A 15,243-nucleotide genomic window follows, 5' to 3' on the forward strand; every position below is an offset into this window, starting at 1 on the left:
TCGGGTGAATATGTCCCACTTCTTCGCATTTGTTCGTCCCCTCAGGGGATGGCTGCTGTCAGGCATTTCCTGCCTGGCGCTGGCGGGATGTTCCGCTTCCACATCATCACACACGGCGGATGGCAAAACGCTCTCCGCGCTGCCGCAGCATCAGGTCGCCGATTTTCTTTCGGTAGAGTGCGCCGACATCTGGGATCTGCAAAGCGAGGCCAGCGATAAAAACCCGCTGTACTGGCTGCGGGGAATTGACTGCGCGGATCGTCTTGCTCCGGTACAGGCGCGGGCGGAAGCCAGGCTGCACAATGCCGACAGCTGGCAGGATGCTTTTAAACGCGGCATTCTGCTGGCTGATGCCAAAATCACGCCTGGTGAGCGCCGGGAACTGGTGGCCAGTCTGGATACCTTCAGCCCGCAAATTGCTGCGCAGGTGCGCCCACTCTATCAGCTCTGGCGAGATGCTCAGGGTCGGCAGCTTCAGCTGATTGACGAGCGATCCCGCTATGCCAAACTACAGCAGTCAAGCGATGCGGAGCTGGAGACGCTGCGTCAGCAGGAAATTGAGTTACGCAGTCAGTTAGAACTGACGACCCGCAAGCTGGAGAATCTCACCGACATTGAGCGTCAGCTCTCCAGCCGTAAACCCGGCGGGAATTTCAGCTCTGACGCCGGGCACGGCGGTGATAAAGTGCCGGAGGTGATTCATGACGATCCGTAAACCCGCCCGTCTGCTATTAGTCGACGACGATCCGGGTCTGCTAAAGCTGTTGGGAATGCGCCTTGTCAGCGAAGGATACAGCGTACTGACCGCAGAGAGCGGGCCGGAGGCGCTGCGCATCCTGGGGCGTGACAAAGTCGATCTGGTGGTCAGCGATCTGCGGATGGATGAGATGGACGGTTTACAGCTGTTCAGCGAAATCCAGAAGGTACAGCCGGGAATGCCGGTGATTATCCTGACCGCGCATGGCTCCATTCCGGATGCCGTTGCCGCGACACAGCAGGGCGTGTTTAGCTTTTTGACCAAACCGGTGGATAAAGACGCCCTGTATAAGGCCATCGATGACGCGCTGGAGCAAAGCGCGCCGACAACCGATGAGCGCTGGCGTCAGGCGATTGTTACCCGCAGCCCGCTGATGGAGCGGCTGCTGGAGCAGGCCGGCATGGTGGCGCAGTCGGACGTGAGCGTGCTGATCAATGGGCAAAGCGGTACCGGGAAGGAGATTGTCGCTCAGGCAATCCATAACGCCAGCCCGCGTCGTGACAAACCCTTTATCGCCATTAACTGCGGCGCGCTACCCGAACAACTGCTGGAGTCGGAGCTATTCGGCCACGCGCGCGGTGCTTTTACCGGTGCGGTTAGCAATCGCGAAGGTTTATTTCAGGCCGCCGAGGGCGGCACGCTGTTTCTTGATGAGATCGGCGATATGCCGTTGGCATTACAGGTCAAACTACTGCGCGTTTTGCAGGAGCGTAAGGTTCGCCCGCTGGGTAGCAATCGTGATATCGACATTGATGTGCGGATTATTTCTGCGACCCATCGCGACTTGCCGAAGGCCATGGCGCGCGGCGAGTTCCGCGAAGATCTGTTTTACCGCCTGAACGTGGTGAATCTGAAAATTCCACCGCTGGCCGATCGTACGGAAGATATCCCGCTGTTGGCCAACTATTTATTACGTCAGTCTGCCGATCGCCATAAACCGTTTGTGCGTGCTTTCTCCACCGATGCGATGAAGCGTCTGATGGCCGCTAAATGGCCAGGCAACGTACGCCAACTGGTGAACGTCATTGAGCAGTGCGTAGCGCTAACCTCTTCGCCGGTGATTAGCGACGCGCTGGTGGAGCAGGCGCTGGAAGGGGAAAACACCGCGCTGCCGACTTTTGTTGAGGCACGTAATCAGTTTGAGCTGAACTACCTGCGCAAGCTGCTGCAAATCACCAAAGGCAACGTTACGCATGCAGCGCGGATGGCGGGGCGCAACCGCACCGAATTTTACAAGCTGCTGTCGCGCCACGAGCTCGACGCTAACGACTTTAAAGAGTAGCTCCGTATTATGCTGCAAGTTATGATACGGTTAGCAACCGGTTACGCGACTAAGACAGGAAAACCATGAAAAAGATTGATGCGATTATTAAACCTTTCAAACTGGATGACGTGCGTGAAGCGCTGGCCGAAGTCGGCATCACCGGGATGACGGTAACGGAAGTGAAAGGCTTTGGCCGTCAGAAGGGGCATACCGAGCTGTATCGCGGCGCGGAGTACATGGTGGATTTTCTGCCGAAAGTGAAAATCGAAATCGTCGTTACCGATGATATTGTCGATACCTGCGTGGATACCATTATCCGTACGGCGCAGACCGGTAAAATCGGCGACGGTAAAATCTTTGTCTTTGATGTCGCGCGCGTGATTCGTATCCGCACCGGCGAAGAGGACGATGCGGCGATTTAAGCCATCAAAAAGCCCCGGTCACTTGATGTTACCGGGGCGGTTAGGTTTTTGAATCAGGGCTTATTGGGCATGGATAAATGCGGATCCATAGCTATCGGCGGCGAGTAAAGCTGCATATACGCTCTCCTCAGTCACTGCAAACGGCATATTGTGTATTGTTTCCCCCTTCACGCAGGCCAGCCCGGCGACTTTGCGCATTTTATTTTCGATATCATCCGTCACGTTGAGCTGCCTGAGCGTTACCGGCAGGCCGACGTCGATGCACAGCTGGATAACGGTATTGAGTTCTTCAACTGGCGCATTTTCCAGAATCAGCTGGGTTAGCGTACCGAACGCCACTTTTTCACCGTGATACATTGAGTGCGTCTCTTCCAGGACGGTAAAGCCGTTATGGATAGCATGGGCTGCCGCCAGACCGCCGCTTTCAAAACCAACGCCGCTCAGATAAGTGTTCGCTTCGACAATACGTTCAACGGCTTCGGTTACCACATGGCGCTCGACGGCCAGGACGGCTTTTCTGGCATCGGCAATCAGCGTTTCATAACATTGCCGGGCGATCCCGGTTGCGGCGACGGTGGGAAGCCCGCTAGCCATCGTCGTCGCCGAGCTTTTCAGACAGGCGCGGGCTTCGAACCAGGTTGCCAGCGCATCCCCGATACCGGCTACCAGTAGCCGCGCAGGCGCATTGGCGACGATCTGCGTATCGACCAGTACCAGCGTTGGGTTGAAAGGCAGGTCGAGATAAGTATCGAACTCTCCGTCATCGGTGTAGAGCACGGACCAGGAGCTGCATGGCGCATCGGTAGACGCAATTGTCGGGATAATGACCAGCGGCAATTTCAGATACCAGGCAACCGCTTTTGCCGCATCGATTGTTTTTCCGCCGCCAATGCCAATAATTGCCGTGCACTGATTCTCCTCGGCTTCCGCCTGAATAGCCGCAATGGTATTGCGGGAGCATTCGCCGCTAAAGGTCGAAAACTGGCAGGCGATACTGGCCTCTTTAAAGCTTGCGCGAAGCCTCTCCTGCGTCAATCCCAACACAAAAGCATCGCCAAGAATTAAAAATTTTGCGTTCAGATGTTTGACATAGGTTGCGACAGAACCTAAAAGCCCGGCCCCCTGGATATATTTACCCGGTGACTGAATGATTTTTACGCTCATTATCTTCTCCTTGATTTACAAGCTAGTTATTTAATCGCAAGGCTTCCGTAAGCAGATTGCCAGTCATTCTGAAACTGGGCGACGGCGGCATCGACGGCGGGGTTTTGCAGAAGATTTTTTGCCAGGTCGGCAGGCAGCGTGATGCACTCGCAGCCCGCCAGCAGGCAGTCGAGGAACTGCTGGTTGTTTTTGTAGCTGGCGCCAAACACCTTGCAATGAGGAGCATGCAAAGCAAGGATTTCAACCAGGGCGCTGACAATCTCAATACCGTTGCCGGAGAGCGCTTCAATGCGGTTGAAATAGGGGGCAACGTATTCCGCACCGGCCAGCGCAGCCAGCAGTCCCTGAGTGGTGGTATACACGGCGGTTCCCAATGTCCTTACCTGATGGGTTTTCAGCATTTTGATGGCCTTCAAACCTTCCGATGTGACGGGAATTTTAATGACGATATTGTCATCCATTGCGCTCAGGCGGCAGGCCTCTTCCACCATGCCCGCGCAGTCGGAGGCAATCACCTGGGCGAAAATCATTCTGTCTTTGCCCAGCACGGCGCGAATTTGTGGAATAAGAACTGATAGCGCAATGCCGGATTTCGCCGTGATGCTGGGATTCATGGTCACCCCAGCCAGCGGTAAATTTACTTCCAGCCGTTTTATTTCATTGAGATCGGCAGTATCAACATAGATTTTCATCGTATTATTCCTGATTAATTAAGTTGAAATTTTATTCTTGAATTAATGACTGACTGCTATTTCGGCATTCTGTCCACGATATAATTTGGTCCAGGTTAAAGCGTAAAATAAAATGAATACAAAACAGATAAGCGGCATGATAAATCCCGTTGCCATATCATAATGATCGGCAATAGCCCCCATCAGCATCGGCATGACGGCACCGCCAACAATCGACATGACAATAATCGATGAGGCTTTTTTGGTTTGTCCACCAAGTCCGGCGATTCCCAGTGAGAAAATAGCCGGGAACATAATTGACATAAAATAAAAGCTAAGGACTAAAGAGATTGTTGCCACATACCCATCAGAGTAAATGATAATGACCATCAGCACTGAATTGATTAGCGCAAATGTGGAAAGCACAACCTGAGTTTTTATTTTACTCAGCAGCATTCCTCCGGTCAGTCGACCAATCATAAAGAGCCCGAACCCGCCGAATGCCAGTATTTGCGATGCGCCGCGTTCGGTGATTTGGTAAAAACTCCCCGTGCTATAGGTCCACGTTGATGGAAGCAGGCTGGCAAGGCTCAACGTCATGCTCGGCGAGTGTTCAACAACGTAATTGATAAAGAAGCTGAAGATGCCCGTTTGCCCGGCAACGTATAAAAACTGGGCAATGACGGCGAATACAAAATGCGGTAGCTGCCAGAAGGGCTTCTCGGTCGCGCTGATTCTTTCATCTGCTTCCGGCGTCACTTCAGGCACTTTAGTTCTGAAGAAGACCAGCAGAATCAGGGTCACTGCAAGGAAAATCCCCAGGTAGGGTACGAATAACCCATCGTTGTTCTTAGAGACTTCCCCTGTGGCGGAGAGAACAAAATGACCGCCGATCAGCGGGCCAAAGATCAGCCCCAGCCCTGCAATGGATTGCGATATATTCAGCCTTGCCGCGCCGCCATCGTTATTCCCAAGGACAATGACGTATGGGTTGGCAATGGTTTCGATAAAGGTCAGCCCAGCTGCGAGGATGAAAATGCCGGTAAGAAAGAACATGTACTCACCATGCACCGTCGCCAGCATAAACGTACTGGTACCGCACATAATCAGCACGAGTCCGACAATAATGCCGGATTTATAACCATAGCGCTGTGCCAGGATCCCCGCAGGAATGGCGACGAAAAAATAGCTAATATAGTTAGCGAACTGGATTAGCGCCGATTTTGCTTTGCTTATTTCGAGCGTGTTCTGAAAATGTTTATTCAGGATATCGATCATGCCGGTGCTGAATCCAAGCACAAGAAATAGCATCGAGATGATGCAGAATATCTTGAATTGATTATTACCATCTGGAGAAATGAACAATCCTGTTTTTTTCATCACAGCACCGCCTGGTGGTTAAAAAGTTTATCCGTTATGTCGCTGTCATATTTCGGCTGGGCACCTTCTTTTGTCGCCACCCATGAGCCCAGAATAGAGGCTGTATATAGCGCCGCCACAGGATCGAAGTCAGGGTTAATTAACGCGTTAATCATGGCAGCAAAGAAGGCGTCACCGGCGCCGATAGTATTTTTAACGTCTACCCGGACGGCCTGCCCGTGGTAAATATTCCCTTTCCAGTAAAGCACCGGAGATTTATCACCTCGGGTGATACAAATAATCTTGTGACCAATAATGCCGGTCAGGGCGAATATCCGTTCCTCGATGTTTTCACCGACAATATGAAAATGATCGGCGACCTGATCCAGTTCACTTTCATTTAACTTAATAAAATCAGCGTGCTGTAAAAATTTACCGACAATCTGGATGTCATTTTGCCCTTCGCGCAGGTTAACGTCGAAGCACTTTAGTCCCTGATATATCTGTAAAAAGTCAGCGAAGGAGCGCTGATTGTATGCGCTGCGCAACGCCACGGACCCGTAAACAAAGGCGCTGCAGGTAAGATTTTTGGCGCTGTGACTGATGCGAATATAATCCCAGGCGGCAGGGTTATGGATGTCATAAGTTGCATCGCCGGCAGCATCGATTTTGACATCAACAACGCCCGTTCCTACATCTTTCAGCACTTCGATTTCACTAATATCACAGCACCACTCATTTTTAATGATGCTCAGCGACTGACTACCGAGCCTGTCGCTACCCACGCTTGAAACCGGCACGATTCTGCAACCGAGTTTTTTGAGGTGGTAGGCAACGTTAAGGGTCGCGCCCCCCTGAAGAGGGGGACTGTCCTCAACGCAGTCCCAGAGGATTTCGCAGGCCAGCAGGCATGAAGGGTTAGTATGAGGCATCTGAGCGCTCCTTCTTTTTTACCTCGGGCACAATCACCGTATCAATATCCAGCACTTCGATATCGTCGGGGGTGTGGCGGCCGGATAACAGCATATAGGTGGCGTCTTCCCCATGTAATGGAAACGGCGCAAAGTGCCAGGCGTTGCGGCGCATAATGATCCCGAAAGAACCATCAAGATGGACAGCCACCAGCTTATTGCTATCAAACTCTCCCACGGGCCCAAGGATAATCACGCTCTCACCGGTTAAGGGGATGACGGCCTCCTCTGTTTGCATATGGCGCTCAATATTGGCAAGCGTGAAGGGATGCGGTTTCGCTTTCAGGAAACTGGCGACCGGTATTTCAGTGAAGTCATTCGCCTCGCAGACATCGTGATAGTAAGTGATGTCAGTGCGGTCAACTGAAGGCGTTCGGTTTGCCGGTAAACCGATGAATTTGGCGTAAGGGGCCAGGTTTTCTGCTGTGGCTTCGATCAATGGGATGGTGATCATTTTCGATACTCCTGATTAATGATAACGTTGTCTTTTAACGTCTTTTAATTTTCACTAGTGTTGTGTTATCTGATTGTTTTTACGTATTTTATATTCTAGTTTTGGCTTTTATTTTAAAATGACAACGTTGTCATTTTCGGCCATTCTAGCCTGGCGGAAGAAGATCAAAAAGAGAGAACGATCACAGATTGCGATCGTCATCCAGGTGAGAGCTTTCTCCGTTCAGGGCGACAGGAATTGCCAGAAAACAGGTATGTGAAGTAACCTGTTGAATAGCTGAAGGGTTTAATTGGATGTCAGGACTCAAGGGGCGTGCCAGAATGCGTGAATGGCCTGGTGTAGGCTCCAGGGTCAATGGGTGAAAAGAACGACGGATCGTCTTAAGAGAAAAATATGGCAAGCATCGCAGATATCGCTAAAAAACTTAATTTATCCAACTCTACTGTTTCAAGAGCGTTACGGGATTCTGGTCTGGTGACGAAAGAGACCCGGGAAAAGGTGTTACTCGCGGCGCAAGAAGTAGGGTATGAGGTTAACGTTATAGCCAGAAAGCTGCGCAGCGGTGAGTCGAAAACCATTGGCGTGATCGTATCCGATATTACCAATTTATTTCATGGTGAAATCATCACCGCCATTCAGAAGGTCGCTATCGATAACGGCTATACCGTTATTTTTGGTACATCTTCAGAAGATGTAAATATCGAGAAAGCGCTTATCGATTTGCTAAAAAGCAATATGCTTCAGGGGCTTATCATTGTTCCGACGCATCAATCGATAAACAATATTAAACCGCTGGAACATCTCCCCATCGTTGAGGTTGATCGCCTTTCCGGGCTTGAGTCAAGCGATCAGGTGTTGATTAGCAACTATGAAAGCATGAAGCTTGCTACCAACTATCTCATCAGTCAGGGGCACAGAAATATTCTCTACTGTACCGGTGACTTAGCCATTACCACATTTGATGAACGCCTGAACGGCTTTCAAAGCGCAATAGCGGAAGCAGAATCGGATATTGTTCATGAAGTCTTGCTGGTGAAAGATACGGGTAAGCTGCAGGCCAGGACCAGCAGTGAAGTGATTAACTATCTGACAGGGAAAAAACGGCCTTCAGCCATTATTGCGGCCAATGACTTTATTGGTGAAGGGGTTATTTCCGCTATTTATAAATGTGGCCTGGCGGTGCCTGATGATATCTCTTTTCTTATGTTCGACGATCCGCGGTGGGCAAGCTTCTTCCCGACGCCATTAACAGTGATTAAGCAGCCTGCGTATCAGCTGGGCTTAACGGCGGCAGAGTTGCTCATTTCCAGAATTGAGAACAAAGAAAAGGGAAGCAAAAGCGTTAAGCGCCTTACCGCTGACCTGATCGTCAGACAGTCGGTTGCGAAAGTAGGGTAGGTTATCCTAACCGGGTCTACAGGCCGGTTTCCCGGCCTGTTATCGATAACGTTTTACAGTACCTTATGCGGGCCGAAGCACTCGTAATGAATGTTCTCGCTGTTCACCCCCAGCGCTACCAACTGTTTTGCGGCAAACTGCATAAACGCTACCGGGCCGCAGAGATAGAACTGCATCTGCGGATCGCTGAGCTTGTCGGCCAGCGCTGACAAATCCATCAAACCTTCGCTATTAAATACGCCAGCCTGACGGTCTGCTTCGCTCGGACTGCGGTACCAGATGTGAGACGCAAACTTCGGCAGGCTTGCCCCCAGCGCTTTCACCTCGTCTGCGAAGGCGTGAACGTCGCCGTTTTCTGCCGCATGGAACCAGTTAACCTGCGCCGGATGCTGCGTTTTTGCCAGTACATCCAGCATCGCCAGCATCGGCGTCTGGCCTACGCCGCCGGAAAGCAGCGTGACCGGTGTCTGTGGTTCGACATTGAGGAAGAAATCGCCTGCGGGAGCGGCGAGATAAATTATGTCGCCTTCTTTGGCGCAATCATGCAGCCAGCTTGAAACCTGTCCGCCGTTTTCACGTTTAACCGCGATACGATAGCCTTTGCCATCGGGCTTACGAGTCAGAGAGTACTGGCGAATTTCCTGATGCGGAAAACCTTCCGGCTTCAGCCAGACGGCGAGATACTGGCCTGGGTGATATTCAGCTACCGCGCCGCCGTCCACCGGTTCAAACTCGAAGCTGGTAATGAGCGCACTGCGCGGTGTCTTCCTGATGATACGGAATGCGCGGGTGCCTTCCCAGCCGCCGGTTTTGCTGGCGCTTTCGCGGTAGATTTGCGCTTCACGGTTAATAAAAACGTTAGCCAGAACGCCGTAGGCCTTGCCCCAGGCATCCAGCACTTCCTGGCCCGGGCTGAACATCTCGTCAAGGGTGGCCAGTAGGTGAGTACCGACAATATTGTACTGCTCCGGCTGGATCTGGAAGCTGGTGTGCTTCTGGGCGATTTTCTCGACCGCCGGCAGCAGGGCCGGCAGGTTCTCAAGATTGCTGGCATAGGCGGCAATGGCGTTGAACAGCGCTTCACGCTGATCGCCATTGCGCTGGTTACTCATGTTAAAAATTTCTTTGAGTTCAGGGTTATGCGTAAACATGCGATCGTAAAAATGGGCGGTCAGCTTTGGACCGGTTTCAACCAGCAGGGGAATGGTGGCTTTCACCGTAGCGATGGTTTGAGCGTCGAGCATAGCAGCTTCCTTTATGTGTCATCTTAATGATGTATTTTAAATGCATCTTATAAAAATAACCCTGCTTTGTAAATGGTTCTTTAACACTTTGCCCTATGACAGTTACAACATGAATTATTTGCATCACAAACCTGAAAAGAAATCCGTTGATAATCGAAGGCGCTTTATTGCTCAAAGCCTTGTGTAATGCGGAGCCAATCGTTTGCGTAAAATCCTTTGTCAAGACCTGTTATCACAGAATGATTCAGTTATACTGTGGGCCGTTGTCCGATTGGACCGCCTTTTTAGGCCGAAATTTTATTGTTAGCTGAGTCAGGAGATGCGGATGTTAAAGCGTGAAATGAACATTGCCGATTATGATGCCGAACTGTGGCAGGCTATGGAGCAGGAAAAAGTACGTCAGGAAGAGCACATCGAACTGATCGCCTCCGAGAACTACACCAGCCCGCGCGTGATGCAGGCTCAGGGCTCTCAGCTGACCAACAAATACGCGGAAGGATATCCGGGCAAGCGCTACTACGGTGGCTGTGAATACGTTGATATCGTTGAACAGCTGGCTATCGACCGCGCAAAAGAGCTGTTCGGCGCCGACTACGCTAACGTCCAGCCGCACTCCGGCTCCCAGGCTAACTTCGCGGTCTATACCGCGCTGCTGCAGCCGGGCGATACCGTTCTGGGTATGAACCTGGCGCAGGGCGGCCACCTGACTCACGGCTCCCCGGTTAACTTCTCCGGCAAACTGTACAACATCATCCCTTACGGTATCGATGAGTCCGGTAAAATTGACTATGAAGACATGGCGAAGCAGGCGCAGACCCACAAACCGAAGATGATTATCGGTGGCTTCTCTGCTTACTCGGGTGTGGTTGACTGGGCAAAAATGCGTGAAATCGCTGACAGCATCGGCGCATATCTGTTCGTCGACATGGCCCACGTTGCCGGTCTTATCGCTGCTGACGTGTATCCGAACCCGGTTCCGCATGCGCACGTTGTGACCACCACCACCCACAAAACCCTGGCGGGTCCGCGCGGCGGCCTGATCCTGGCGAAGGGCGGTAGCGAAGAGCTGTACAAAAAACTGAACTCAGCCGTATTCCCTAGCGCTCAGGGCGGCCCGCTGATGCACGTTATCGCGGCTAAAGCGGTTGCGCTGAAAGAAGCGATGGAGCCAGAGTTCAAAGTTTACCAGCAGCAGGTAGCGAAAAATGCCAAAGCGATGGTTGAAGTGTTCCTGAACCGCGGCTACAAAGTCGTTTCCGGCGGTACTGAAAACCACCTGTTCTTGCTGGATCTGGTTGATAAGAATCTGACTGGTAAAGAAGCCGATGCGGCTCTGGGTCGTGCCAATATCACCGTCAACAAAAACAGCGTACCGAACGATCCGAAGAGCCCGTTTGTGACTTCCGGTATTCGTATCGGTTCTCCGGCGGTCACTCGTCGCGGTTTTAAAGAAGCGGAAGTGAAAGAACTGGCCGGCTGGATGTGCGATGTGCTGGACAACATCAATGACGAAGCGATCATTGAGCGCGTGAAGGGTAAAGTGCTGGATATCTGCGCACGCTTCCCGGTTTACGCATAAAGATAACTGCTAATTTCAAAGCCGCCTCCATTATGAAGGCGGCTTTTTTACGCGTAGTATAAAAAAGTTACTTATCGAGGGAGATAGATAAAATTCTTTCTTTTGCTCCTTCGACAAATTCATCAGGATTCCATTGTTTATTGAACCCCTCTTTAAGCCCAACATATAACGTATCAAGGTCGGAAGATAGCGTCATTTGATTCGGGAATACTGGGGTTTTGAATTGTTTTTTAATAGTATATGTTTTTGCATCTACTACGGTAACGGTTCCACCAGTGAAGTTAGTGACATATATTTCATTATATTTAGGGTTGAACTTCACCGCATTGGTCCCGGTGCCAGTATGAACATAAGCTAACTGTTCTCCTGTTTTCAAATCAAAAACATAAAGTCCGTCATTTTTCCCGGTTTTATCATGATGACCAAAAACGGCGATAAATATTCTGTTAGTTACAGAGTCCACCGCCAGGCTCTGAACACTGGAGATTTGTGGGGTGGCGTTGGTTAACGGGATAGTACGTAATACCTTACGACTAACAGCATCGATCTCGTTTACGTACTCTTTGCCTCCGATATAAATTCGTTGCGTTTTATCGTCAAAAGCAAGGCCATATGCCGTGGTTTTATACGCATCCTTTATCTCGCCAAGCGATTTTAGCGTCGTGCCGTCCAGCACCAGCAGTTTTTGTACAGACTGCGGACCATCTGGATTTTTCAGCATATTACTGTAGCTGATAAATAACGCGTTCGCGGCTGGGCTGTACACCATATGGCGTAAATGTTCGGCTTTATCATTCACCACGTTCGGGTAATTAAAGCTTAACCGATCGCTGGTTTTTATTAATTTTCCTGAAACCGTATCTACCATACTGATTCGCAACGATGCCGCCTGAGTATGACCGACATATACTCGATCAGCTTCTGGATTTATCGCTAAAGAAAATGCCCGATAGGGCATGTCATATTTCTTTTCAATCGCCAGAGAGTCAGAAGAGAAGGAGTATAAATAGCCTTTATTGTCTTCACGATGAATCCGGTCCATAACGGCGGCAAAAACATGATTATGTTTACTGTCGTATGCCAGCTCATAAATGCCTTCCTCGGCATGCTGTAAATAATTCGTCCTTAAGTTAAAGCGACTTTCCTCCGGCAAAGGCGGAGGATTTATCGCCAGCGCCTGAGTAGATATGCTGGTGATAGCAAACATAGCTATAAAATATAAACGTATCTTATTAATTTTCATCATGAATCCTTTTGCGAGTTGTAGATATCACATCTAAATTCCGTTCTTATGGCGCAGTCTATCAAAATGCAAATGATAATGTAAATGACTATCATTTGCATTATCGATGTGATATTAAAGTTACCGATTGAAATCACCCTCGTGGGTCTGGCTCATCATTGCGTATTAAAGAGGCTGTTGCGGTCAGGGAGGTAAATGACAAGCTGGCATCGCTATTGTTGGCAGTGTAATTCAAACGATGAATAGGATTATCTGAAGTTGTAGCGTCCTTATAAAAATAATTCAGAAATCTGGAGCAATTAGTGGGTCGTACGGAAAACATTAGGGCAGACAAAATGGAAAAGTTAAAAACCCCCCGGAGCTCCCGGAAATTGTTTCAACAAAATGCGCTGGTTGCTTCACTATTTGCGGTAAGTTGTCTGACGCCCGTTAGGGCGGCTGATATCCGCGCTCAAACCGGCAGCAATGTATCCTCTGATGACAGCTCGGAACAGATGGTCGTCACCGCACCAGCCCCCGTGCTGAAAGCGGGCAGCGAGCATTCCATCAGCGCCCAGGAACTGCAGGATAAAGGGGCCAACGACTTTGGCTCCATTATGCGCTACGAACCGTTGATTGGCGCGACTGGCGCCAGCGGCGGTTCCGGCAACGGCAAAAGCGGCTTCGACCGCGGCGGCTATACCGGCTACAACATTCGCGGCATGGAGAGCAACCGCGTCGGTATCGACGTCGACGGCATCGCTCAGCCGAACGCCACCGGGCGCAGCTACGCCAGCCGCGCGGGCCTCAATACTTTCGGTATGGGCCGCGACTATATTGACCCGTACATGTACGGCAGCATCGATATTCAGTCCGGGGCCACCTCGACCGAAACCGCCAACAGTTCCATCGGCGGCAATGTCTCCTTCCGCCCAAAATCGGCAGATGACTATCTGCATCCGGGCAAAACCAGCGCCTTCGGCTACCGCAGCGGCTACAACTCAGCAGACCGCAGCTGGCACAACGGCGTCACCGTCGCCGGCGGTGACGAAACCCTGCGCGGGATCTTCGTCTACAGCCGCCGCGACGGCCAGGAAACGGAAAATAACAGCGGGACCGTCGATTCCTACCCGGCAAACTGGCACTCCGACGCCTTTCTGGCCTCCGGGATCTGGCAGCCGAATGACGAACATAAGCTGACCAGCACCTTCGATTACTACCATAAAACCAACCACACCCATTACGATGCCTGGGACTTCAACGGTAACAGCGTTATCGGCACCTCTGACCAGACCAGCCAGACCCGTCGCTGGGGCCTGAGTCTGAAAGATGACTGGATGCCGATGAACGACTATATCGACAGCGTCTCGACCAAAGTCTACTACCAGCACACTGAGTCTCATGACTGGACGTATATGCCGGACAGGATCACTCGTGCCATGTACACGGTGAATTCCGACTATGATACCGATAGCTGGGGTATTCAGAGCGCGCTGGCGAAATCCATTGGCCGCCACGACCTGAGCGCTGGCTTTAACGCCAGCACCACCAAAACCCAGCGGCCATTAACCCAGTCGCCAGCACCAAGCGTTTACAGTCAGGTCATGCAGCCGGACGCCGACAGCCGTAGCTATACCGTTGCCGGTTTCATGCAGGACAAGATTAACTTTGACCTCGACAGCCATAACTTCGCTGTCATCCCGGGTATTCGCGTGGTGCATCAGTCGACCAGGCCGGAGAATCTCTCCGATCTGGCCAACAACAGCAGCGTGCTGACCGGCTCTGATGTCTCTAATCTGTACGGTAAGAACTCCGATACCCAGGCGCTGCCGTCGCTGGCCTTCCAGTATGACATCACTCCGCGCCTGATGACCTACCTGCAGTACCAGCGCGGGGCGCAGTTCCCGAACGCCAGCCAGCTGTATGGCTCCTGGAATCTCGGCTCCAGCTATGGGGGGGACAAGCAGTATGCGCTGATCGGTAATACCGATCTGAAAACCGAAACCAGCAATAATGTTGAGTGGGGGATGAAGGGGGAGGTGACGGAAGGCATCACTATGCGCACCGCCCTGTTCTACAACAGCTACAAGAACTTTATCGCTGCTACCCGTTATATGCGCGCCAATAACCCGGCGCAGTTCGCCAACGTACCGTCGAACATCTATACCATTTACCAGGCGGAGAACCGCGATAAAGCCTGGATCTACGGCGGCGAAATCAGCGCCAGATTCAACTTTGGCACCTGGTTTGAAGAGGTGAACGGCCTGAGTGCCACCCTCGCCTACGGCTATAGCGAAGGGCAGTCGAAATCCAGCTACAGCGGCGACAAGTACGTCGACCTCGATAGCGTCGCGCCAATGAAGGCTATCGTCGGCGTGGCGTGGGACGATCCGGGCAAAGTGTACGGTACCGCGCTGACCGCGACCTTTGTTAAGGGCAAACGCGCGATCGCCACCAACCGCGAAAAATACCTTAATACCGGGTCCGACCTTACCGACTCCACCAGCGAATATATGCGTGTTCCGGGCTACGGCATGCTGGACTGGACCGCTTACTGGCAGGTGGCGAAGAACGTGCGTGTGAACGGCGGCGTGTACAACATCACCGACCGTAAATACTGGGATTATCTGAGCAGCCGCAATATCGAAACGGCAACTAATCAGGATGCTAACGATAAAGCGCTGTCAGTCATGCCGGGCCGTACCTGGCAGTTAGGCGTTAACGTCGATTTCTGAGGG

Annotated in this window: 13 protein-coding genes; 6 read left to right on the forward strand and 7 right to left on the reverse strand. The window is 51.5% G+C overall.

All coding sequences use genetic code 11. From position 1 onward, the window contains the following. Positions 1-10 precede the first annotated feature (10 nt). From qseG to glnB, 3 genes are all read left to right on the forward strand, one after another. Positions 11-715 (forward strand): two-component system QseEF-associated lipoprotein QseG, encoded by a 705-nt coding sequence (gene qseG, locus FN082_RS15250; RefSeq protein ID WP_139536814.1) that lies wholly within the window; start codon positions 11-13, stop codon positions 713-715. Then, entirely contained in the window at positions 702-2,039 is a 1,338-nt protein-coding gene (gene glrR, locus FN082_RS15255) for a two-component system response regulator GlrR (RefSeq protein WP_139536813.1), read from the forward strand. Before qseG ends, glrR begins: the two co-directional genes overlap by 14 nt. 65 nt (positions 2,040-2,104) lie before the next feature. Then, positions 2,105-2,443 carry a nitrogen regulatory protein P-II gene (gene glnB, locus FN082_RS15260; RefSeq protein WP_002914032.1) on the forward strand — a complete coding sequence of 113 codons (339 nt, stop codon included), beginning with the start codon at positions 2,105-2,107 and terminating at the stop codon, positions 2,441-2,443. A gap of 60 nt (positions 2,444-2,503) precedes the next feature. Here the strand turns inward: glnB and FN082_RS15265 are convergent, their stop codons facing one another. Genes FN082_RS15265 through FN082_RS15285 form a run of 5 tightly spaced genes read right to left on the reverse strand, consistent with a single transcriptional unit; the run spans position 2,504 to position 7,062 of the window. Beyond that, entirely contained in the window at positions 2,504-3,607 is a 1,104-nt protein-coding gene (locus FN082_RS15265) for a glycerol dehydrogenase (RefSeq protein ID WP_142465695.1), read from the reverse strand. 26 nt (positions 3,608-3,633) lie between these two features. Further along, complete coding sequence (locus FN082_RS15270) at positions 3,634-4,299, reverse strand: transaldolase family protein (RefSeq protein ID WP_142981875.1); 666 nt, start codon at positions 4,297-4,299, stop codon at positions 3,634-3,636. 42 nt (positions 4,300-4,341) lie between these two features. Further along, a complete protein-coding gene (locus tag FN082_RS15275) occupies positions 4,342-5,658 on the reverse strand; it encodes a sugar MFS transporter (RefSeq protein WP_142982028.1) in 1,317 nt (438 codons plus the stop codon). Further along, positions 5,658-6,569, reverse strand: a complete 912-nt coding sequence (locus tag FN082_RS15280) for a PfkB family carbohydrate kinase (RefSeq protein ID WP_142981876.1) — start codon at positions 6,567-6,569, stop codon at positions 5,658-5,660. Before FN082_RS15280 ends, FN082_RS15275 begins: the two co-directional genes overlap by 1 nt. After that, positions 6,556-7,062 carry an ureidoglycolate lyase gene (locus FN082_RS15285; RefSeq protein ID WP_139536809.1) on the reverse strand — a complete coding sequence of 169 codons (507 nt, stop codon included), beginning with the start codon at positions 7,060-7,062 and terminating at the stop codon, positions 6,556-6,558. Before FN082_RS15285 ends, FN082_RS15280 begins: the two co-directional genes overlap by 14 nt. Before the next feature lie 393 nt (positions 7,063-7,455). Here FN082_RS15285 and FN082_RS15290 point away from each other — a divergent pair, with 393 nt between their 5' ends. Continuing rightward, positions 7,456-8,460 carry a LacI family DNA-binding transcriptional regulator gene (locus FN082_RS15290; protein WP_139536808.1) on the forward strand — a complete coding sequence of 335 codons (1,005 nt, stop codon included), beginning with the start codon at positions 7,456-7,458 and terminating at the stop codon, positions 8,458-8,460. Positions 8,461-8,513: 53 nt separating this feature from the next. Here the strand turns inward: FN082_RS15290 and hmpA are convergent, their stop codons facing one another. After that, positions 8,514-9,704, reverse strand: a complete 1,191-nt coding sequence (gene hmpA, locus FN082_RS15295; protein WP_142463251.1) for an NO-inducible flavohemoprotein — start codon at positions 9,702-9,704, stop codon at positions 8,514-8,516. Between the two features lie 325 nt (positions 9,705-10,029). Here hmpA and glyA point away from each other — a divergent pair, with 325 nt between their 5' ends. Continuing rightward, positions 10,030-11,283 (forward strand): serine hydroxymethyltransferase, encoded by a 1,254-nt coding sequence (gene glyA / locus FN082_RS15300; protein WP_110272075.1) that lies wholly within the window; start codon positions 10,030-10,032, stop codon positions 11,281-11,283. Positions 11,284-11,350: 67 nt separating this feature from the next. Here glyA and FN082_RS15305 read toward each other — a convergent pair whose 3' ends face one another. Next, on the reverse strand, positions 11,351-12,529 hold the full coding sequence (locus FN082_RS15305) for a YncE family protein (RefSeq protein ID WP_142981877.1): 1,179 nt from the start codon (positions 12,527-12,529) through the stop codon (positions 11,351-11,353). A gap of 332 nt (positions 12,530-12,861) precedes the next feature. Here FN082_RS15305 and FN082_RS15310 point away from each other — a divergent pair, with 332 nt between their 5' ends. After that, a complete protein-coding gene (locus FN082_RS15310; protein WP_139536805.1) occupies positions 12,862-15,240 on the forward strand; it encodes a TonB-dependent receptor domain-containing protein in 2,379 nt (792 codons plus the stop codon). The last annotated feature ends 3 nt before the right edge of the window (positions 15,241-15,243 follow it).

This window comes from Klebsiella spallanzanii, assembly GCF_902158555.1.
Taxonomy (GTDB): Bacteria; Pseudomonadota; Gammaproteobacteria; order Enterobacterales; family Enterobacteriaceae; genus Klebsiella; species Klebsiella spallanzanii.